Raw genomic sequence first — 20,128 nt, 5'->3', positions numbered from 1 at the left:
CGGAGGTCGACGCCCGAGTCATGCGGTTGCATCATCGAACGGTGCCCCGCACCGGCGCCGGGCACGGTCCGACGCGTGAGGAGGCGCTTGTCGTGGCCCGTCGGGACGCCGTGACGCGCGACGAGGCGTGGACCGCGCTCATGGAGCGGCTGCAGGAGACCGGGCTGCTCGACGGGCACGGCCCGATGGCCGACCGGATGCTCGGCCGCGTCTTCACACACAGCTCCTACCAGCACGTCGACCGGGAGGTGCTGCGGGAGAGCTGGCGGCGCAACCTCTCGGTGTCCGTCGAGGGCGTCCGGGCGCGCCGGCACCCCGGGCCCGAGGACGACGACGGCCCGCTGCGCGAGGTCGGCGAGGAGCGGGCCCGGCAGGGGGTCGGGGTCGCCGAGATGCTGCAGACCTCGATGCAGCACCAGAAGATCTTCGTGGACCTGGTGCGCGAGCTCGCGCCGCCGTCGCCCCACCGGGACAGCCTGCTGCTGGAGCTGTTCAGCATCAAGCAGGCCTGGTCGGCCTGGAGCATGGTGGCCCTCGCGGCCGGGCACCGCGAGGCCGAGCTGGAGATGCAGCGCCGCGCCCAGGAACACCAGGACGGCTTCGTGCGGCGCATCATCTCCGGCTCGATCGCCGCCTCGGAGATCGGGAGCGGGGCCGCGGCCTACGGCCTGGACCGCGAGCGGGACTACCGCGCGTTCCGGGCCCGGCCGGCACCCGGCCCGGACTCGTTGCGCACCATGGAGCGCTACCTGCGCGTGGCGGCCACGGCCGAGCGCCGCAACGGGATGATGGCGGTGATCGACGGCGACCTGTGCGGGTTCCTCGCCGTGCTCCCCGCCGACCCGCCGCCGACGGCCGTCGGGGTCTCGCCGCCCGTCCCGCTGGACGGACTGCCCGCGGTGTTCCGGCTCGCCACCCGCGCGCTGGAGACGGCGCTGGCCCTGGGCCGGACCGAGGTGGTGAGCGTGGCGGACCTGGGCCTGCACCCCGCCGTCGTCGCCGACCACGACCTGGGCGAGCTGATGCACGAGCGGTTCGTGAAGCCCTTCGAGCGGTTCGGCGCCTCCGGCGCGGCCATCCTGGAGACGGTCGAGCGCTACCTGCGCAACGGCAGCCGTCTCGAGGCGACCCGCCAGCAGCTCTTCCTGCACACCAACACCGTCCGCTACCGGCTCTCGCGCTTCGAGTCCATCACCGGCTGCTCGCTGCGCGACTACGACGCGCTGGCGCAGGTGTGGTGGGCGCTGGCGTGGGACCGGTTGCACGGCTCGCGCGGGGGAGCGTCGGTCGCCTCGTAGGCGACCGGGGGCTTGTCGGGTCGCACAACCGTGGCCCGGCGCAGTTCGGCACGACCACCGTTGCCGACCGACGGCACGGCGGGGCAGGTTCGACGAGGAGCGGGCACCGTCGCCCGCCCGGAAGGGGGACTCGCGGATGAGGACGACCCGGGCGCACAGCGTGGAGGACCTCCGCCGGGCCGCGCGGCGGCGGATGCCGCGGGCGGTGTTCGACGTGGTCGACGGGGGCGCGGGCGACGAGCACACCCTGCGGTGGAACCGGGAGGCGTTCGAGCGGATCCCGTTGCGCCCGAAGGCCCTGGTCGACGTCGCGCACGTCGACACCACCACCACGGTGCTCGGGGACCGGGTGTCGATGCCGCTGCTGCTGGCGCCCTGCAGCTTCGCGCGGATGTGCCACAGCGACGCCGAGCCCGCCGTCGCGCGCGCGGCGGGGCGGGCGGGCACGGTCTACGTCGTCCCCGGCGGCTCCGGCGAGCGGCCGGAGGTCGTCATCCGCTCGGCCGGCGGGCCGCTCTGGTACCAGCTCTACCTGAAGCCGGACCAGGCGATGAACGACGAGCTGGTGGAGCGCGTGGCGGCGGCGGGCTACCGGACCCTGTGCGTCACGATCGACACCCCGATCAAGCCCTACCGCGAGAAGGACCTGCGCAACGGCGTCACGCTGCCGGTCAGCCCCTCGCCCCGGCTCGCGCTGGCCGGCCTGGCGCACCCGCGGTGGAGCCGGGACTTCCTGTTCGGCACCGGCGGCGCGGGCCTGGACCTGTTCGCGGCCAGACGGGCGTACACCAACTTCACGGACGCGATCATGCACAGCCGGTCCGTGACCGCGGGGGAGATCCGCCGGCTGCGGGACCGGTGGCAGGGCCCGCTGGTGGTCAAGGGGGTGCTGCGGGGCGACGAGGTCGCGGAGATGGCGGACCTGGGGGTCGACGGCGTCGTCGTCTCCAACCACGGCGGCCGCAACCTCGACGGCGCCCCGGCGACGATCGACGTGCTCGCCGAGGTCGTCGACGCCGCGGCCGGGCGGCTCGACGTCCTGCTCGACAGCGGTGTCCGGCGGGGGACCGACGTGGTCCGCGCGCTCGCCCTCGGGGCGAAGGCCGTGCTCGTCGGGCGGCCGTACATGTTCGCCCTGGCCGCGGGCGGCGAGGCCGGCGTCGACCGCGTCCTCGAGCTGCTGCACAACGAGATCGTCCGGGCGATGTCGCTGGTCGGGGTCACCACCGTCAAGGAGATCGACCGCTCGCTGGTCGGGCCCGCACCCGCGACCGCCCGGCCCGCCGACGTGCGAGGAGGGACCGCATGACGCTCGAGGCCACCGTCGAGGCGCCGGCGCGGGCCGGCGCGAAGCTCGGGATCATCGACGCGGACGTCCACCCGTCGATGAACCCCGCGATCCCGGGCGTGCTCCGGCACCTGCCGCGACGCTGGCAGGACTACCTCGTGCACACCGGCCTGCGCGCCGGTGCGCCGGGCGGGGACCGGCCGCGGCACCGCGAGTTCGCCAGCCGCTGGGACGCCGTACCGCCGGGCGGGGGCGCGCCCGGGATCGACCCGGCGTTCGCCCGGGCGCAGCTGCTCGACGCCTACGACATGAGCGCCGCCGTGCTCAACGACATCGGCGGGTTCCCGCTCAGCGGCGGGATGCGGGTGCCCGCGGAGTTCTGCGCCGCCTTCTGCTCCGCGCTCAACACCTACCGCGAGGAGGTGTGGTTCGCCGACGACCCCCGCTGGTACGGCGCGCTCAACCTGCCCTACGAGATCCCGGACCTCGCCGTGCAGGAGATCGTGCGGCGCAAGGAGGGCCCGGACGGCGACCGCTGGGTGCAGGTGATGCTCGCCCCGGACAACGAGCGGGGCATCGGGCACCGCAAGTACTGGCCGGTGCTGGAGGCCTGCGAGCACTACGGCCTGCCGATCGGCTTCCACGTGCTCTCGGGCCGGCGGATCACGCCGTCGGGCCCGGCCAACTTCTACTTCGAGGAGCACTGCGACTTCGCCGGGCTGAACTTCCCGGTGATCGCCAGCCTGGTCTTCGAGGGCACCTTCGACCGCTTCCCGGGGCTGAAGGTCGCGATGGTCGAGCTGGGCTGGTCGTGGGTGGTCCCGCTGGCCTGGCGGATGGACCACGCCTACCGGATGATGCCCCGCGAGGTGGACCTGCAGCGGCTGCCGTCCGAGTACATCCGCGACCACCTCTGGTTCACGACCCAGCCGATGGAGGAACCGGAGAACCCGCGCTGGTTCGACGACGTCCTGACCCTGTTCGAGTCCTCCGGCATGGCGGACAAGCTCATGTTCTCCTCCGACTACCCGCACTGGGACTTCGACGAGCCGGACTCCTTCCCGCTCTCGGTGCGCCGGGACCACGACCGGTTCGGCCGGATCCTGGGCGGCAACGCCGGCGCGCTCTACGGGCTGCCGCTGCGGCCGGGGACCGGGTACCCCCTCGGCTGACGCGCGAGCGCGAGGTCCCGGCCGGACGGGCCGGGACCTCGTCGCGCGGGCGTCTCACTCGGCGGTGAGCGACCGGTCGCGGGTCTCCGGGAGGCCCCACAGGCACCCGACGGAGATCAGCAGCAGCACCGCCATGCAGAGGCCGAGGGCGATCGGGCCCCAGCCGGAGGCGGCGAGCGGGGCGGCGGCCATCAGGATGCCGGCGCCACCGACGACCCCGCCGAGGTTGTAGCTCAGGCCGGCCCCGGTGTAGCGGTGCCGGGTGGAGAACATCTCGGGCAGGTAGGCGCCCAGCGGACCGTAGGCCAGGCCGATGAGGCCGAGCAGGACGACGACCCCGGTGCCGATCGCGAGGGGCGAGCGGGTGTCGATCAGCGGGAAGAGCACCAGCGACCAGACGGCCAGGGCGATGCAGCCGGCCAGGACGAGCGGGCGGCGCCCGAACCGGTCGGACAGGACGGCGGCGGCGGCGGTGATCGCGACCGTGGCGACCGACCCGACGATGTCGATCACGAGGATGCCCGCCGTGCTCATCCCGAGGCTGCTCGTCGCGTAGCTCGTCAGGTAGACGGAGGCGATCGACATGCTGGCGAACACCCCGGTGGTCAGGCCGGTCGCCAGCAGCATCGTCCGGGGCTGGCGCCGCCACACCTCGAGGAACGGCACGGCGCGCGGGGTGCTCGTGCGGGCGGCCGCGGCGGCGGTGAAGACGGGCGTCTCGGTGGTGCGCAGCCGCACCCACAGCCCGACCCCGATCAGCAGCGCGCTGAGCACGAACGGCACCCGCCAGCCCCAGCTGACGAACGCCTGGCTCGTCTCGCCGATCCCCAGGTCGACGGCCAGGAAGGTGGCGGCGGCCAGGGCGAACGCGAGGGTCGCGCCGACCTGTGGGTAGAGGGCGAACCGCCCGCGCCGTCCGTCGGGGGCGTTCTCGGAGGCGAACAGGGCGGCCCCGGCCCACTCCCCGCCCACGGCCAACCCCTGCACGGCACGCAGGACGACCAGCAGGATCGGGGCGGCGACGCCGATCGTCGCGGCGCCGGGCAACAGTCCGACCGCGACGGTGCACGAACCCATCATCATCAGGGTGAGGATCAGTGTGCGCTTGCGGCCGAGGCGGTCGCCGATGTGGCCGAACAGGACGGACCCGACGGGCCGGAACACGAACACGACGGCGAAGGTCCCGAACGCCGCGAGCGCGCCGACGACGCCGCCCATGTTCGGGAAGAAGACCTTGCCGAACACGAGTGCGGCGGCCGTGCCGTAGATGAAGTAGTCGTAGTACTCGATCGTGGTGCCCGCCATGCTGGCCAGGTTGATCCGGCGGACGGCGGCCCGGTCCGGGATCCCGGCCGGGCCGGCGGGGGAGGGTGGAGTGAGGACTTCGGTGGACATGGTGCCTTCTTCCGGTTCGCTGAGGTGGTGTGGCCTCAGCGTCGACCGGGGGAGGGGGCACCGGGATCGACCGGCCGGCCCGCCCCCCGGGTGACACCGCGCTCGGGTGATCGGGGGACGGGACCGTCCGTCGGAGGGGGCGGACGTGGAGCGGGGGCTCAGCCGAAGGTCGCCTCGCGCCCGGCGGCGGGCCGCGACCCGTTGCCCGCCCGCTTCGCCGCCCACTCGGCCTCGTGCTTGTCGAACATCGCCCGCGCCGCGGCGGTGCGCTTCTCCGTGAGCTCCGCCTGGTGGTGCGTGACCCAGCGGTACGAGTCCTGGCGGGGGGCGTTGGACCGCTCGAAGTGGGGGATGACGTAGCGGGCGTAGAGCTCGTACGAGCGCTTCGTGTTCTCCCAGGTGGCCCAGTCGTGCGCGTTGAGCAGGACGGCGCCGAACCCGGGCATCTTCTCCTGCAGGCGCTCGATGCGGGCGATGGCGTCGTCCGGGGTGCCGATCACCCCCGCACCCTGCTCGACGTACCACTCCACGGGGTCGACGCCGTCCGGGAGGAACAGCCGCGGCATGTTGTTGTTCAGGTAGTCGATCTGCGCCTCGAGCCCGTGCCGGGCCTGGGCCATGGCCTCCTCGCGGGTCTCCGCGAGGTGCATCCCGACCACCAGCCGCAGCCGGCCCGGGTCCATGGTGCGGCCGTGCTCGGCGGCCACCTCCTCGGCGACCCGCCAGTTGACGTCGAGCGCGTCGAACCCGGCGTTCTCGCCGGCCGCGACGCACAGCATCCCGAGGTCGTACCGCCCGGCGAGCCGCCCGCCCGAGGGGGTCACCGCGCTCGCCACGCACACCTCGGGGTGCGGGTGCGAGTACGGCGGCAGGTGCAGGCGGGCCTCGACCAGCTCGTACCAGTCGGTCTTCTCGGTGACGACCTCGCCGCGGAACAGGCGCAGGATCACGTCCAGCGCCTCGGCCATCCGGTCGCGCTGCACCGACGGGTCGATGCCGAGCATCAGGGCGTCGGAGGCGAGCAGGCCGGGTCCGGCGCCGAACATCACCCGGCCCCGGGTCATGTGGTCGAGCTGCACGATCCGCTCGGCCACCATGAACGGGTTGTGGTACGGCAGCGACACCACGCCCGTGCCGAACCGCAGGTGGCGGGTCCGCTCGGCCGCGGCCGCGATGAACAGCTCCGGCGAGGCGATGGTCTCCATGCCCGCGGAGTGGTGCTCGCCGATCCAGGCCTCGTGGAAGCCCAGGTCGTCGAGCAGGTCCATGAGCTGCAGGTCCTGCCGGAGCAGCAGGGTCGGGTTCTCGTCGGTCTGGTGGAACGGGGCCATGAACACGCCGTGGCGGAGCTTGACCGCCATCACCTCACCTCCAGGTCGGTCGGGTCCGGATGCCGCAGGCGCTCCCAGATCTCCGTCCCCTCGAACGGACAGTTGGAGGCCGAGCGGCCGTGCGCGTTGCGGTAGTAGTTGTCGGCGCGCGGGTCGCTCCACGTCCGGAGCGCCTCCCGTTCGTCGAGCTCGCGGTTGTAGCGGCGGTAGGCCTCGGGAGTGACCGCCACGGAGCGCCGGTCGCCGAGGACCAGCTCGGCGATCCGCTCCAGGGCGAATCGGGTCGTGATCTCGGAGAACGTGACGACCCCCAGGCTGAACGGGTTGGTGTTGGGGCCGTAGAGGAGGAAGAGGTTGGGGAAGCCGGGCAGCATCGTGCCGACCCAGGCCCGGGCGCCGTCCTCCGCCCAGAGGTCCGCCAGGCTCCGCCCGTCCCGGCCGCGGATCTCCATCGGCCACAGGAAGTCGTTGGCGCGGAAGCCGGTCGCGTAGACGACGACGTCCGCCGGGTGTTCCTCCCCGTCCACCGTCTCGATGCCCCGTTCGGTCAGCCCGGCGATGCCCTCGGTGACGAGGGTGACGTCGTCGCGCAGCAGGGCGTCGTAGATCCCGTAACCGGAGTCGACGGCGACGGGGCGCGCCGACATCGGCGGGTGCGGCGGCAGCATCCGCTCCAGCAGGTCCGGCCGGGAGCCGAGCTTGCGCCGCATGAACTCCAGCCGGCCCTCGCGGATCCGCGCGTTCATCGCGCTGCGGCTCAGCGGGTCCGTCCACTCCGGGTCGACGTCGAAGGCCCGGCTCTGCACGTGCGGTCCGGTCAGCCAGCTGGTGCGGAAGCGCAGGAAGTGCGGGTACCAGGGGAGGTTGCGGTCCAGCCAGGCGACCTGCCCGGGGTAGCGGCTGCGGTACCCGGGACGGTCGAAGACCCACTGCGGCGTCCGCTGGTACAGCTCCACGTGTCCCGCGAGGTCGGCCAGCTCCGGGACCATCTGGTAGCTGGTGCAGCCCGACCCGATCACGGCCACGCGCTTCCCGGTGAGGTCCAGGTCGGCGGGCCAGCGGGCGGTGTGGAACGCGGGCCCGGTGAAGCGCTCCGCGCCCGGCAGCTCCGGGACGTTCGGCCGCGACAGGAACCCGACGGCGCTGATGACCGCCCGCGGCCGCAGCGTCCGTTCCCCCTCGGGGTCCCGGACCCGCACCACCCAGCAGGCGCCCGGCTCGTCCCACTCCGCGGAGACGACCTCGGTGTCGAAGGCGATGTCGCCGCGCAGGTCGAAGGTGTCCGCGACCCAGTTGAAGTACTTCTCGTTCTCCGCCTGCTCGCAGAAGGGGCCGGCGTACTCGTAGCCCAGCCCGTAGAGGTGCGTGTAGGCCCGGCTGGGGGTGTCGACCCGCGCCCCGGGGTAGCGGTTCTCGTGCCAGGTGCCGCCCACGCCCGGGTTCTTCTCGACCACCGTGAACGGGATCCCGGCCCGTTCGAGCTGCACAGCGGCGTTGAGCCCGCCCAGGCCGGCCCCGATGACCAGCACGGAGAACCCGGCCAGCCGCTCGGCCGGCGGTTCCTCGGGCCAGCGCAGCGACCGCGCCCAGGGATCGAGGGCGAGCTCCTCGAGCCACAGCTCCAGCTCGGACTCCGGGACCTCCTGCCCGGCGGCGAGGCTCATGCTGCGGCGCAGCCGTTCCGGCGGTCCGATCGGCAGGTCGCCCGCCCCCGCGTCCCGGTAGGAGCGCAGGAAGGCCGCCGCCTTCGCCCGCAGCAGGGCGGCGTCCCGGCGGTCCGCCAGGCCCATGGCCTCGGCGACCCCCGCGTGGAACGGCGCGACCGGGATCGCCGCCACCTCCTCGTCCCCGGTCAGCTGGTACAGCCATCCCCGCAGCGCCATCGGGTCGGCGTGCTCGAGTGCGTCGTCGAGCGTCTCGTCGGTGGCCGTGCGCAGTTCGGTCCGGATCGTCGTCGACCCGTGCATCCGTGTCGCCCCCTTCCGCGGCAGCCGTCGGGATGCGATGGTAGCTGAACGATCGTTTAGCTGGACGACTTTCTCGCCCGGCCGGACGAGACCCGTTCCGCCCCGCGCGCCGGCCGACGTCGGCCACGAAGGAGGTCGGTATGAGGATCCACGACGTGGTGGCCTTCACCGCCGCCCGCACCCCGCAGGCCGTCGCCCTGCACTTCGAGGGGGAGGCCTGGACCTACGAGCGGCTCGACGACGGCGCCCGCAGGCTCGCCCGCGGACTGCGGGGCATCGCGGAGCCCGGCGACCGGATCGCGATGCTCACCGAGAACACCCCCGAGTACGTCCTCGCCTACTACGGGGTGCCGCTGGCCGGGATGGCGCTGGTGTTCGTGAACTACCGGCTCACGCCCCGCGAGGTCACGGCCAACCTGTCCGACTCGACCCCATCGGTGCTGATCACCGAGCGGAAGTTCCTCGACACGGCGCGGGCCGCGGCCGCCGCCGTGCCGTCGGTCCGCACGCTCGTGTGCGTCGACGACCCGGGCCCGGACGAGGGTGGCGGCGCACCCGAGCCCCTCCCGTTCGCCGCGCTCGTCGCCGAGCCGCCGGTCCCGCTGCCGGAGCCCGACGAGGACGCCCCGGCCTGGCTGATCTACACCTCCGGCACCACCGGCCGGGCCAAGGGCGCGGTGCTGACCCACCGCAACGTCACCGCGGCCGTGCTCAACTCGGTCGCCAGCTGGGAGTTCGACGACGCCCCGGGGATCTCGCTCATGCCGTGGCCGCTGTGCCACATCGCCGGCTACGGCGTGCTGGTCTCGCACCTGCGCGGCGAGACCGTCGCGGTGCTGCGCCGGTACGACCCCGTCGTGTTCCTCGAGACCCTGCAGGAGCTCCGTGCGACGAGCACGACCATGGCCCCGACCATGCTGGCGATGCTGCTGCGGCACCCGGACTTCCCGCGCTACGACACCACGTCGATCACCAGGATCGGCTACGGCTCGGCCCCGATGCCCGCCCAGGTGCTGCGCGAGGGCATGGCGGCCTTCCCCCGCGCCCGGTTCCAGACCGGGTTCGGGATGACGGAGCTGGCCGGAAACGTGCTCGTGCACGGCTCGGCCGACCACCTGCGCGCCGCGCAGGACCGGCCGGACCTGCTCACCTCGGTCGGGAAGCCGATGCTGCTGTCCGCCGTCCGGGTCGTCGACGAGAAGGGCGAGGACACCGCGCCCGACGAGGTCGGGGAGCTCGTGATCCGCGGGGACCAGGTGTGCGCCGGGTACTGGCAGCGGCCGGACGCGACCGCCGAGGCCTTCCGCGACGGCTGGTTCCACAGCGGCGACCTCGCCAGACGGGACGCCGAGGGCTACTTCTCCATCGTCGACCGGAAGAAGGACATGATCCTCACGGGTGGCGAGAACGTGTACTCGCGGGAGGTGGAGGAGGTCCTCCACCAGCACCCGGACGTGGCCGCCGCGGCCGTCGTCGGGCAGCCGGACGAGGTGTGGGGCGAGCTGGTCGTCGCCGTGATCGAACCCCGCGCGGGCTGCACGCCCACGACCGAGAGCATCCGCGAGTTCTGCACCGGGCGGCTCGCGGGCTACAAGCGGCCGCGCCGGGTGCTGGTCGTGCCGGAACTGCCGCGCAACACCGTCGGCAAGGTGCTCAAGCGCGAGCTGCGCGCGCAGGTGGCCGCGGAGGCGGACGACGCCGGGTCCCGGGCCACGGGATGACCCGCCCCGCCGGGGTGATCGGCTCCGCCGGGGTGGGCGTCCCCGGTGGAGCGGGTAGGTCTCCGGGCATGTGCACCGCCCGCCCGAGCTCGATCCTGCTGTGGGACGCGGAGGAGCTGCGCGACCCGCCCACCGCGCCCTGCTGCCTGCGCTCCACCCGGCTCGGGGAGCGGGCCGTGGTGTACCGGACGGGGCCGGGCGGGGGTGCGGTCGCGTTCGTCGACTTCACCTCCGACGCCGAGCCGCGCCCGGGCGGGGGCTGGCACGCCACCGCGGTCGTGCGGCCGTTCCGGCGTCCCCTGCCCCGCGCCGAGCTCCTCGTCGACGACCTCCTCGCGCCGGTGTTCCGCCACCTCCGCGGCCGGCGGCGGCTGCCGGAGGCGGCGGCGGAGCGGCTCGGGGCGCTGGTGGACCCGGAGGAGGCCGGGTAGGGCTCGGGACCGACATCTCACGGTTCCGCGAGGAGGACCCCGAGCCCGAACCGTGGTCAGCCGTCGTGCCCGGCCTGATCGCGCGCCCCGCCGTCCGGAGGCAGCTGGGAGCGGGGGCTTCAGACCGCTTCGCGGGCGTCGGCCGCGGTCCGGGTGTCGGCCTTCGCCGTGTGGTCGGCGAGCTCCCGCATCAGGGCCCGGCGGATCTTCGGTTGCTGGGACAGGGCGACCGCGAACACGGTGAGCAGGAACCACATGGCGAGGCTGCTCAGCACGATGAGCAGGATCGGGACGATCTCTCCGCCCATCCGCGCGGCGAGCCCCTGGGCGGCGAGGACGCGCCACAGGAGCATGAGGTTGACCAGGTAGCCGATCGCGTAGGCGACCACGAACGCGATCGCGAACTGCTTGAGGCTGCCGGACTGGCGGCGCCGGCGGATCGGCTCGTCCCGGACGGGCAGGAGCACCGACAGGACGTTGCCGACCCCGAGCCACAGCAAGGTGAAGCAGACGACCAGCGCGCAGGCCTTGCCGAAGGCGCCCACCTCACCGGCCCGCCAGGCGAGCAGGCCGCTGAGCAGGAAGCCGACCGGCGCGACGAGCGTGGCGACCGCCAGGTTCTTGATCACGAGCAGGTGCCACAGGCGGGCGCCGCTCCCCAGCGCGGCGCGGACCCGCTCGGCGTCGAAGCACATCGCGTTGATGCACACCGCCCCGCCCAGCATCACCGAGATCACCCAGAGCCCGAGGTAGGGCAGCCACCTCTGGTCCCGGTCCCACTCGAACACCCGGATGAAGCCGAGGTAGAGCAGGCCCAGGGCCAGGCTGACGGCCAGGCTCTTGACCGCGGTGTGCGGCCGGCGCCGCAGGACGTACGCGATCTCGCCGCGCAGGCCGTGGGCCAGCGCGGGCCCGTGTCGGGCGAGGGCGTTGCGCCCCTGCAGCGGGGCGTGCCCGTCGACGGCCGCGGCACCGGACTCGTCCTCGCCGGCGTCGAGGCGGGCGAGCCGCGCGTCGAGGACGGCGAGGTGGGCCTCGAGCAGCGCCAGCCGCGCGACGGCCACGGCGGCCGCGGCGTCGGCCTCGGCGCGGGCCGCGTCGGCGTGGGAGACCGGGGCCGGAGCGCCGTCGGCCGCCGACGTCCCGTCGACCGGCTCCGCCCGAAGGGCGTCGTCCGGAAGGGGGTCGTCGGGCAGGGGGTGGTCGGGCAGGGGGTGGTCGGGGAGCGGCGCGCCGCCGCGGGGGTCGTCGAGGAAGGCCTGCCGCAGGCCCGCCCGGCGCGGGTCGAGGCCGGCGGCCCGGCCGGACCGCCGCTCGGCCTCGCGGTGCTCGGCCAGCACCCGGCGGACCTTCTCGCGGAGGGCGGCGACCTCCGCCCGGCCCTGCCACGTCGAGGCGAAGGCGGCCCGCTCGGCCGCGCCCGCGCGCTCCACGAGCTCGGTCAGGTCGTCCACCGCGGACATCGATCACCCCTGCACCTCGGCCACCCCGGCGGGGCGTGTTCGGTGTCGACCGTCGGCGAGTCGGGGCCGACCGGCACCGCCCGCCGTGGGTGAGTCCGACGAGGCGCCGGCCGCGTGCTGTCGGCAGGTAGTCTGTCGACAGTCGGAGGGAGTCCCGTGTCCGTCGAGCCGTTGCCGAACATCGACCGCAGCACCTTGCGGGAGCGCGTGTTGAAGGCGCTGCGCTCGGCGATCACCTCGGGTGCCTACCGGCCGGGGGACCACCTCGGCGAGGTCGAGCTGGCCGGCCGGCTGGGGGTGAGCCGGGGGACCGTGCGGGAGGCGCTGCGGCACCTCCAGCAGGAGGGCCTGGTGACCGCCGGCAACCGCGGGATGCTGCGCGTCAACGTCCTGTCCCCCGAGGAGATCCGGGGGCTGTTCCGGGTGCGGGCGGCGCTGGAGGGGCTGGCGGTCCGCGAGATCGTCGCCCGGCCGGACCGGTCCGCGGCGGTGGCCGCACTCCGGGCCGCGGTGGGGGAGCTGGCCGGGGCGGGGGAGGACTTCGCCGCGAAGGTCGAGGCCGACCTGGGCTTCCACGTGCGGCTCTGCGAGCTGTCGGGCAACCCGATGCTGGTGGAGTCCTGGCGGCACCTCGAGGGCCGGATCCGCGTGACGATCATGAACCGGGACCCGGAGGAGGCTCCGGCGATGATGACGCCGGGCCGTCACGCGCCGATCATCGACGCCGTCGAGCGGGGCGACCTCGATGCGGCGATCGCGGTGGTGGAGGAGCACATGGCCGCCGCCGCGGACCACTTCACCGGCACCGCCGCGCCCTGAGACCGGTCTGAGTCCGCCCCGATCCCGCGCACCGCGGCGTCGTCATCCCTGAGGTTTCTCTCCGGTAACCGTTGACAGCGGGCCGACGGCCCTTCATGGTTCTCCCATCACTGCCGAGTGTTAACAGTCGGACTGTCGGGAGTCGGGAGTCCCGCACTCGGTGTCGACGGATCAGCGGAGATCACATGTCAGCAGAGCACGTGCCGCCGGGGGCGACGGTGCAGGGGACGCCGGCCCGCAAGCGGGTCGCCCTCGGCTCGTCGATCGGGGCGACGATCGAGACCTACGACTTCATCGGCTTCGGCACGGCCGCGGCCCTGTACTTCAACCACGTCTTCTTCCCCTCGACCGACCCGTTGTCGGGGACGCTGCTGTCCTTCGCGACGCTCGGGATCGGGTTCGCGGTCCGGCCGCTGGGCGGGATCGTCGGCGGCTACCTCGGCGACCGCATCGGGCGCAAGCCCGTGCTGGTGGGCTCGCTGCTGCTGATGGGCATCGCGACGGTCCTGATCGGCCTGCTGCCGACGTACCAGCAGGTCGGCGTCTGGGCCGGCATCCTGCTCGTCGCGGTCCGGGTCGTGCAGGGGCTGGCGTTCGGCGCCGAGTGGGGCGGCGCGATCCTGATGACCTTCGAGCACGCGCCGTGGCGCAAGCGCGGGCTCTACACCGGGATCACGCAGGCCGGGTTCCCGGTCGGGCTGCTGCTGGCCAACGCCGCCTTCCTGTTGTCGGTCCCGCTGGGTGACCAGTGGGCGTGGCGGGTGCCGTTCCTGCTGTCCGCGGTGCTGATCGTGGTGGGCATCGTGATCCGACTGAAGGTCGAGGAGTCCCCGGAGTTCGAGACGCTCAGGTCCGAGGGCGAGGTCGCGAAGAACCCGCTGCTCGAGGTCCTGCGTGACGACTGGCGCAACGTCCTGCGGGCCTTCTGCCTGCGGATCACCGAGACCGCCGGGTACGCCATCTCGGTCACCTTCGTGCTGTCCTACCTGGCGAGCGAGAAGCTCGCGGACCGCTCGGTGACGCTGTTCGCGCTGATGCTCGCGGCCGGGCTCGGCATCGTCGCGACCACGCTGTGGGGCGCGTTGACCGACCGGATCGGGCGCCGCCCGGTCTACCTGCTCGGCACCGCGCTCACCCTGGTCTGGGGCCTGCCGCTCTTCCTGCTGCTCAACACCGGCCGCGCGACAGCCATCGTGCTGGCGTTCGTCGTGAGCTACGCGGTCTGCCAGAACTGCCTGGCCGGGGTGCAGGGCGCCTGGTTCTCCGAGCTCTTCAACGCCCGCACCCGCACCAGCGGCGCGTCGCTGGCCTACCAGCTGTCCGCGGTCGTCTCCGGGTTCACCCCGCTGATCGCGACCGCGCTGTTCGCCCGCACCGGCTGGCTCGGCCCGGCCCTGCTGTTCAGCGCCTACGGCCTGCTCGGCCTGGTCGCGACGCTGCTGACCCGCGAGACCTGGGGCCGCGCCGAGCGGGCCGAGGTGGCCGCGCTGGAGCGTGCCCTCACCGACCCGCCGGCCGCCGGGCCGTCCCTGACCACCACGGCGTCCACGAAGGAGACCCGATGACGACGACCGCACTCCCGACGCGCGTCGAGAAGATCGCCCGGCTGGAGGCGGCCGCGGCCCGGATCCGCCGGTACGCCCTGACCATGGGGGAGGTGCAGGGGCAGGGCTACATCGGCCAGGCCCTCGGCGTCGCCGACGTCCTCGCGGTGTTCTACGCCAAGGGTGACGGCGAGCTGCGGCTGCGCCCCGAGGACCCGGAGTGGGAGGGCCGGGACCGGTTCCTGCTCTCGATCGGCCACTACGCGATCGCGCTGTACGCGGCACTGGCCGAGGCCGGCACCATCCCGCTGGAGGAGATCGAGACCTACGGGTCCGACGACTCCCGGCTGCCGATGTCCGGCATGGCCTCGTACACCCCCGGCATGGAGATCTCGGGCGGTTCGCTGGGCCACGGTCTGGGCGTGGCCTGCGGGATGGGCCTGGGGCTGCGGCACCGCGGCAACCCGGCGCGGGTCGTCAACCTGCTCTCCGACGGCGAGCTCGACGAGGGCTCGACCTGGGAGGCCGCGCTGGCCTGTGCCCACCACGGGCTGGCCAACGTCACCGCGGTCGTCGACGTCAACGGCCTGCAGGCCGACGGCCCGACCCCGGGTGTGCTGCGCACCGAGCCGGTCACCGAGAAGTGGCGGGCCTTCGGCTGGCACGCGGTGCGCGTCGACGGCAACGACGTCGGTGCCCTGCTCGCCGGGCTCGACGAGGTCCGGGACCACACGGGCGGCCCGTCCGTGCTGATCTGCGACACCCGCACGGGCCGCGGCGTGCCGTTCCTGGAGACCCGCGAGAAGGCCCACTTCATGCCCGTCGCCGCGCACGAGTGGCAGGCGGCCCGGGACGCGCTGGAGGGATCCCGCTGATGACCGCACCCACCGCTCCGAAGAAGAAGCTCACCACCTCGGCGATGATCGCGTCGTTCGCCGACCCCGGGCAGCGCACCACCCCGGCCCCGTTCGGGCACGCGCTGAACCGGCTGGCCGAGGAGCGGCCCGATATCGTCGGGCTGTCGGCGGACCTGGCGAAGTACACGGACATGCACGTCTTCCGGGACGCACACCCGGACCGGTTCTTCCAGATGGGCATGGCCGAACAGGCCATGCTCGGCGCCGCCGCCGGGCTGGCCGAGGTCGGGCTCGTCCCGTTCGCCTCGACCTACTCGGTGTTCGCGACGCGGCGCGCCTACGACTTCCTCTGCCTCGACATCGCCGAGCCCGGGCTCAACGTCAACGTCGTCGGGGCGCTGCCCGGCCTGACCACCGGCTACGGCCCGAGCCACCAGGCCACCGAGGACCTCGCGATCCTGCGGGCCTGCCCGAACCTCACGATCGTCGACCCCTGCGACTCGGTCGACATCGAGCAGGCCGTGCCGCAGCTGGCCGACCACGGCGGGCCCACCTACCTGCGGCTGCTGCGCGGCAAGGTCCCCACCGTGCTCGACGAGTACGACTACCGCTTCGAGCTCGGGAAGGCCGCGCTGCTGCGCGGCGGGCGGGACGTCCTCTTCGTCTCCACCGGCCTGATGACCATGCGCACTGTGCAGGCCGCGGCCCGGCTGGAGGCCGACCACGTCGACGCCGCCGTGCTGCACGTCCCGACGATCAAACCGCTGGACACGGCGGCGATCCTGCGCGAGCTGCGCACCGACCGGCTGGTGATCACCGCGGAGAACCACACGGTCGTCGGTGGGCTGTCCGAGGCCGTCGCCGCGACCGCCGCGTACGCCGGCATCGCCACCCGCATCCGGCCCGCCGCGCTGCCGGACGAGTTCCTCGCCGCCGGCGCCCTGCCCACCCTGCACGACCGCTACGGCCTGTCCACCGACGCGCTCTGCGCGCGCGTCAAGGCCGCTCTCTGACCCTCGAGGAGACCCCATGACCGTCACCGACCTCACCGCCGTGGTCACCGGCGCCGCCTCGCGGCGCGGGATCGGCCGCGCCACCGCCCACGCGCTCGCCGCCACGGGCTGGAACGTCGCCGTGCTCGACCTCGACGAGGCCGCCGCCAAGGACACCGCCGACGGGATCGCCGCCGCGCACGGCGTGCGGGCCGTCGGCCTGGCCTGCGACGTGACCGACGAGACCTCGGTCGCCACCGCCGTCGACACCCTCACCGCCGACGCCCCGCCGGTCGGAGCACTGATCAACAACGCCGGGATCACCTCGCCCACCCGCTTCCTCGACGTCGCCGGCGCCGAGTGGGACCGGATCTTCGCGGTGAACGTCCGCGGCGCCTACAACATCACCCGCCGGCTCGCCCCGGGCATGGCCGAGCGCGGCTTCGGCCGCATCGTGTTCCTCTCGTCGGTCTCGGCCGAGCGCGGCGGCGGGGTGTTCGGCGGCGTCGCCTACTCGGCCGCCAAGGCCGCCCAGCTCGGGTTCGCCCGCGCGCTGGCCCGCGAGCTGGGTCCGCAGGGTGTCACCGTCAACAGCGTGGCCCCCGGCCTGATCGACACCGACATCACCGGCGGCGCGCTGGAGGGCGAGCGCAAGGAGGCGCTCCTCGCCGGGATCCCGGTCGGCCGCAACGGCCGGGTCGCCGACGTCGCCGACCTGATCACCTACCTGTGCCGCCCGGAGTCCGGCTACATCACCGGCGCCACCTACGACGTCAACGGCGGCTCGCACATCCACTGAGCGCATCCACCGAGCGCATTCACCGAGCGCATCCACCGAGCGCATCCACCGAGCGCATCCACCCGAGCACATCCATCGAGCACGACCACCGAGTCACTCGCTGCCACCGAGCCGGTCCGGCCCGCGCCGGGCCGGCTCCGTGGTCAGCTGCCGGTGCGGCGGCGTTGCGACCACATCTGCGTGGCCCGCTCGAACTCGACGGCGGCGTCCCACCCGATCGCGGGTGGGCCCAGCTCGGTGCGGAAGGACCGGACGGCCTCGCGGGCCAGCGCGGGGTCCTGCGCCGGTCCGGCGGCGAGCCGGTGGGCCGTGTCCTCGACCTCGTCGTCGGGGACGGCGGCCCAGGCGAGGCCGATCTCGACGGCCCGCCGGCCGTCGATCTCCTGGCCGAACAGGCCCATCGCGGCGGTCGCCTCCCGGCCGGCGGTGCGTCCGGCGAGGGTGAAGAACCCCCCGCCGGGGTGCAGGCCGATGCGCAGGAACCCGGCGAGGAGCCGGGCGTCCTCGGCGACGACCCGCAGGTCGGCGGCCAGCATCAGGTTCATGCCGGCTCCGACGGCGGCGCCGCGGACCGCCGCGATCGTGGGCACGGCCAGCTTCCCCACCCGCACGAAGGACTGGTAGACCGCGCCGGTGTCCCGGTAGGTCGAGTCCTCGGCCTGGTCGGCACCGGGCCGCCAGCGCCGCCGGTCGGCGCCCGAGCAGAACGTCCCGGCCGCGCCCCGCACCACCGCCGCGCCGATCGCCGGGTCGGCGTCGATCTCCTCGCACGCCGCGACCAGCTCCCGGCCCATGTCCGGGGTCAGCCCGTTGCGCACCTCGGGGGAGTCGACGGTGAGCGTCGCGACCCCCTCCGCCTTCTCCAGCACGATCCGGCCCATCAGCGCGCCTCCCGGTCCTGCGTCGTCCTGCGGACGAGGACGTCGACCGCCGTCACGCCCTCGCGCCCGACGATCAGCGGATTGATCTCCAGTTCGGCGATCGCCGGGTCCGTGGCCGCACGGGACACGGCGACGACCGCCTCGACGGCGGCCTCGACGTCGAGCGGGTCCGCGCCCCGGTGCCCCGCGAGCAGCGGCCAGCTGCGGAGGTTCCGCAGCAGGTCGCGGGCGGCGGCGCGGTCGAGCGGGGCGAGCGCGGTCGCGAGGTCCCGGTGGATCTCCGTCGCGACCCCGCCGAGCCCGACGGTCACGACCGGCGGCCAGCCGTCGCCGCCCGAGGTCGCAGCCACGAGCAGCTCGAGGCCCGCCGGCGCGCGGCGTTGGACGAGCACGGACGGCGCCAGCCGGAGCAGCTCGGCGGTCACGTCGCCGACCTCGTCGAGCGGCACGCCGACCCGCACGGCGCCGAGCTCGGACTTGTGCGCCGGGCCCTCGGCCTTGAGCACCACCGGCCCGCCCAGCTCGCGGGCGATCGCCGCGGCCTCCGCCGACGTGCCGGCGGAGCGACCCTCGGGACGGGGCACGCCGATCGCGTCGAGCAGCTCCCAGCCGTCGCCCGGCAGGGGACCCGGTGGTGCGGGGGCGGGCCCGTCGGCGTCGGGCCCCGGGTCCCGGACCACCTCCGCCAGCACCCGGGAGGCCACCGCCACGGAGGCGAACACCGGGATCCCGGCCGCCGTGAGCAGGGCGCGGGCCTCGGCCGTCCGGTCCGGGCCGGCGAGCCAGGCGACCGCGCACGGCACCGTGCCGCCCTGCATCGCGGCGGCGAGGTCCTCGGCGAGGGCGACCGCCTCCCGCCCGGTGACCATGGTGACCAGCACCAGCAGCGACTCCACGGACGGGTCGGCGCAGACGATCGCGCACACCTCGCCGAACGCGCGGTCGCCCCGGTTGAACAGCTGGGCGGTCACGTCGACCGGGTTGGCCAGGGCGCCGAACTCCGGCACCAGGCGGGAGAGCTTCTCCTGGGTCTCCGGGGCGAGCTCGGGCAGGTGCAGGCCGAGGGCCTCGCAGCGGTCCGCGGCGAGGATGCCCGCGCCGCCCGAGGTCGTCACCGCCGCGACCCCGCGCCCGGACGGCCGGGGCTGGCCCCGCAGCATCGTGGCGGCCGCGAGGAGCTCCTCCACGTCGTCGACGAGCACCACGCCGTGCCGGCGGGAGACCAGCCGGAAGGCGGTGTCGTCGCCCACCATCGCGCCGGTGTGAGACACGGCGGCGCGCCTCCCGGCGGCCGAGCGGCCCGCGCGCAGCACCACCAGGGCGGTGTCGTGTTCGGCGGCGGTCGCCGCGAGCCTCTCGTACGCCGTGCCGTCGCGCAGGTTCTCCGCGTAGGCCGCGAGCACCGAGATCTCGGGTCGGCGGACCAGGTACCGCCCGATCTCGGTGAGGTCGACGTCGGCCTGGTTGCCGGTGCTGACCCAGGTGGTGAGGTCGAGGCCGCGTTCCGCCGCGAGGTCGAGGACGGAACCGCCGATGGCGCCGCTCTGCCCGACGTAGGCGATGCCGCTGCTCCCGGTCAACGGCCGCTCGGCCGCCGCCGAGAAGCTCGCGAACAGCCGGCTGGGCGTGTGCACGATGCCCTGGCAGTTGGGGCCGAGCACCCGAACGCCGGACTCCCGGGCCGCCGCGACCAGCTCCTCCTGCAGGGTCGCACCCTCCGGCCCGACCTCGGCGAAGCCCGACGCGAACACGATCACTGCGGCCGCCCCGGCCCGGCCCGCCTCCCGCACGGCCGCCACCGCCTGCGCGGCCGGGACCATCGCGAGGACGAGATCCACGGGCCCCTCGACCTCGGCGAACGAAGCGGCGCACGGCAGCCCGGCGAGCTCCGGGTACTTCGGGTTGACGGGCACGACGCGCCCGGCGAACCCGCGCTCGGCGAGCCAGCGCAGCGGGCGGGCCATGGGATTGTCCGCCCGGCCGGAGGCGCCGAGGACCACGACGGTCCGCGGGTTCAGGACCCGGTCCCAGTCGGTCTCCGTCGTGGCCCGGGGAGGGGCGGACGCGTCGGTGCCGGTCGCGGTGTCGCCCAACGGGGCGGTCCTCCTCGTCGTCGAGGTCCGGGCGCACACCCGGCGTTCACGCAGGTCACGGCCCTGATCCGCCCGCA

16 protein-coding genes are annotated in these 20,128 nt (G+C 74.2%); 10 read left to right on the top strand and 6 right to left on the bottom strand.

The window, feature by feature from the left end; translation table 11 throughout:
* Positions 1-92: 92 nt before the first annotated feature.
* The 3 genes from ACFQH9_RS11340 to ACFQH9_RS11330 all read left to right on the top strand — a co-directional run bounded on the left by ACFQH9_RS11340 (position 93) and on the right by ACFQH9_RS11330 (position 3,758).
* Positions 93-1,298, top strand: coding sequence for a PucR family transcriptional regulator (locus ACFQH9_RS11340; protein WP_379565946.1), 1,206 nt, complete (start codon positions 93-95; stop codon positions 1,296-1,298).
* A gap of 136 nt (positions 1,299-1,434) precedes the next feature.
* A complete protein-coding gene (locus ACFQH9_RS11335; RefSeq protein ID WP_379565945.1) occupies positions 1,435-2,607 on the top strand; it encodes an alpha-hydroxy acid oxidase in 1,173 nt (390 codons plus the stop codon).
* Positions 2,604-3,758: an amidohydrolase family protein gene (locus ACFQH9_RS11330; protein ID WP_379565944.1), complete on the top strand. Its 1,155-nt coding sequence runs from the start codon at positions 2,604-2,606 to the stop codon at positions 3,756-3,758. Before ACFQH9_RS11335 ends, ACFQH9_RS11330 begins: the two co-directional genes overlap by 4 nt.
* A 54-nt stretch (positions 3,759-3,812) precedes the next feature.
* Here the strand turns inward: ACFQH9_RS11330 and ACFQH9_RS11325 are convergent, their stop codons facing one another.
* The 3 genes from ACFQH9_RS11325 to ACFQH9_RS11315 form a co-directional block, all read right to left on the bottom strand.
* Complete coding sequence (locus ACFQH9_RS11325; protein ID WP_379565943.1) at positions 3,813-5,153, bottom strand: MFS transporter; 1,341 nt, start codon at positions 5,151-5,153, stop codon at positions 3,813-3,815.
* Between the two features lie 158 nt (positions 5,154-5,311).
* On the bottom strand, positions 5,312-6,514 hold the full coding sequence (locus tag ACFQH9_RS11320) for an LLM class flavin-dependent oxidoreductase (RefSeq protein WP_379565942.1): 1,203 nt from the start codon (positions 6,512-6,514) through the stop codon (positions 5,312-5,314).
* Positions 6,514-8,451, bottom strand: coding sequence for a flavin-containing monooxygenase (locus ACFQH9_RS11315; protein ID WP_379565941.1), 1,938 nt, complete (start codon positions 8,449-8,451; stop codon positions 6,514-6,516). Before ACFQH9_RS11315 ends, ACFQH9_RS11320 begins: the two co-directional genes overlap by 1 nt.
* 140 nt (positions 8,452-8,591) lie before the next feature.
* Here ACFQH9_RS11315 and ACFQH9_RS11310 point away from each other — a divergent pair, with 140 nt between their 5' ends.
* Positions 8,592-10,172, top strand: coding sequence for a class I adenylate-forming enzyme family protein (locus tag ACFQH9_RS11310; protein WP_379565940.1), 1,581 nt, complete (start codon positions 8,592-8,594; stop codon positions 10,170-10,172).
* Between the two features lie 68 nt (positions 10,173-10,240).
* A complete protein-coding gene (locus ACFQH9_RS11305; protein WP_379565939.1) occupies positions 10,241-10,603 on the top strand; it encodes a hypothetical protein in 363 nt (120 codons plus the stop codon).
* Between the two features lie 119 nt (positions 10,604-10,722).
* On the opposite strand, the gene ACFQH9_RS11300 is transcribed toward ACFQH9_RS11305, so the two are convergent.
* The gene (locus tag ACFQH9_RS11300; RefSeq protein WP_379565938.1) at positions 10,723-12,066 is read right to left on the bottom strand and encodes a hypothetical protein; all 1,344 of its coding nucleotides are present in this window, start codon (positions 12,064-12,066) and stop codon (positions 10,723-10,725) included.
* Between the two features lie 156 nt (positions 12,067-12,222).
* Here ACFQH9_RS11300 and ACFQH9_RS11295 point away from each other — a divergent pair, with 156 nt between their 5' ends.
* The 5 genes from ACFQH9_RS11295 to ACFQH9_RS11275 all read left to right on the top strand — a co-directional run bounded on the left by ACFQH9_RS11295 (position 12,223) and on the right by ACFQH9_RS11275 (position 17,077).
* Positions 12,223-12,885, top strand: coding sequence for a GntR family transcriptional regulator (locus ACFQH9_RS11295; protein ID WP_379565937.1), 663 nt, complete (start codon positions 12,223-12,225; stop codon positions 12,883-12,885).
* Between the two features lie 185 nt (positions 12,886-13,070).
* Entirely contained in the window at positions 13,071-14,450 is a 1,380-nt protein-coding gene (locus ACFQH9_RS11290; RefSeq protein ID WP_379565936.1) for an MFS transporter, read from the top strand.
* Positions 14,447-15,304, top strand: a complete 858-nt coding sequence (locus tag ACFQH9_RS11285) for a transketolase (RefSeq protein WP_379565935.1) — start codon at positions 14,447-14,449, stop codon at positions 15,302-15,304. The genes ACFQH9_RS11290 and ACFQH9_RS11285 overlap by 4 nt, the downstream gene beginning before the upstream one ends.
* Positions 15,304-16,299 carry a transketolase family protein gene (locus ACFQH9_RS11280; RefSeq protein WP_379565934.1) on the top strand — a complete coding sequence of 332 codons (996 nt, stop codon included), beginning with the start codon at positions 15,304-15,306 and terminating at the stop codon, positions 16,297-16,299. Before ACFQH9_RS11285 ends, ACFQH9_RS11280 begins: the two co-directional genes overlap by 1 nt.
* A gap of 16 nt (positions 16,300-16,315) precedes the next feature.
* Positions 16,316-17,077 carry an SDR family NAD(P)-dependent oxidoreductase gene (locus ACFQH9_RS11275; protein ID WP_379565933.1) on the top strand — a complete coding sequence of 254 codons (762 nt, stop codon included), beginning with the start codon at positions 16,316-16,318 and terminating at the stop codon, positions 17,075-17,077.
* Positions 17,078-17,220: 143 nt separating this feature from the next.
* On the opposite strand, the gene ACFQH9_RS11270 is transcribed toward ACFQH9_RS11275, so the two are convergent.
* Both ACFQH9_RS11270 and ACFQH9_RS11265 read right to left on the bottom strand, forming a co-directional pair.
* Positions 17,221-17,958: an enoyl-CoA hydratase-related protein gene (locus ACFQH9_RS11270; protein ID WP_379565932.1), complete on the bottom strand. Its 738-nt coding sequence runs from the start codon at positions 17,956-17,958 to the stop codon at positions 17,221-17,223.
* Complete coding sequence (locus tag ACFQH9_RS11265) at positions 17,958-20,051, bottom strand: acetate--CoA ligase family protein (protein WP_379565931.1); 2,094 nt, start codon at positions 20,049-20,051, stop codon at positions 17,958-17,960. The genes ACFQH9_RS11270 and ACFQH9_RS11265 overlap by 1 nt, the downstream gene beginning before the upstream one ends.
* Positions 20,052-20,128: the final 77 nt, after the last annotated feature.

It is taken from the genome of Pseudonocardia lutea (assembly GCF_042658055.1).
In the GTDB taxonomy this organism is placed as follows: domain Bacteria; phylum Actinomycetota; class Actinomycetes; order Mycobacteriales; family Pseudonocardiaceae; genus Pseudonocardia; species Pseudonocardia lutea.
Note: the sequence above shows the minus strand (reverse complement) of the source record. Positions and strands in the feature narration are given on the sequence as shown.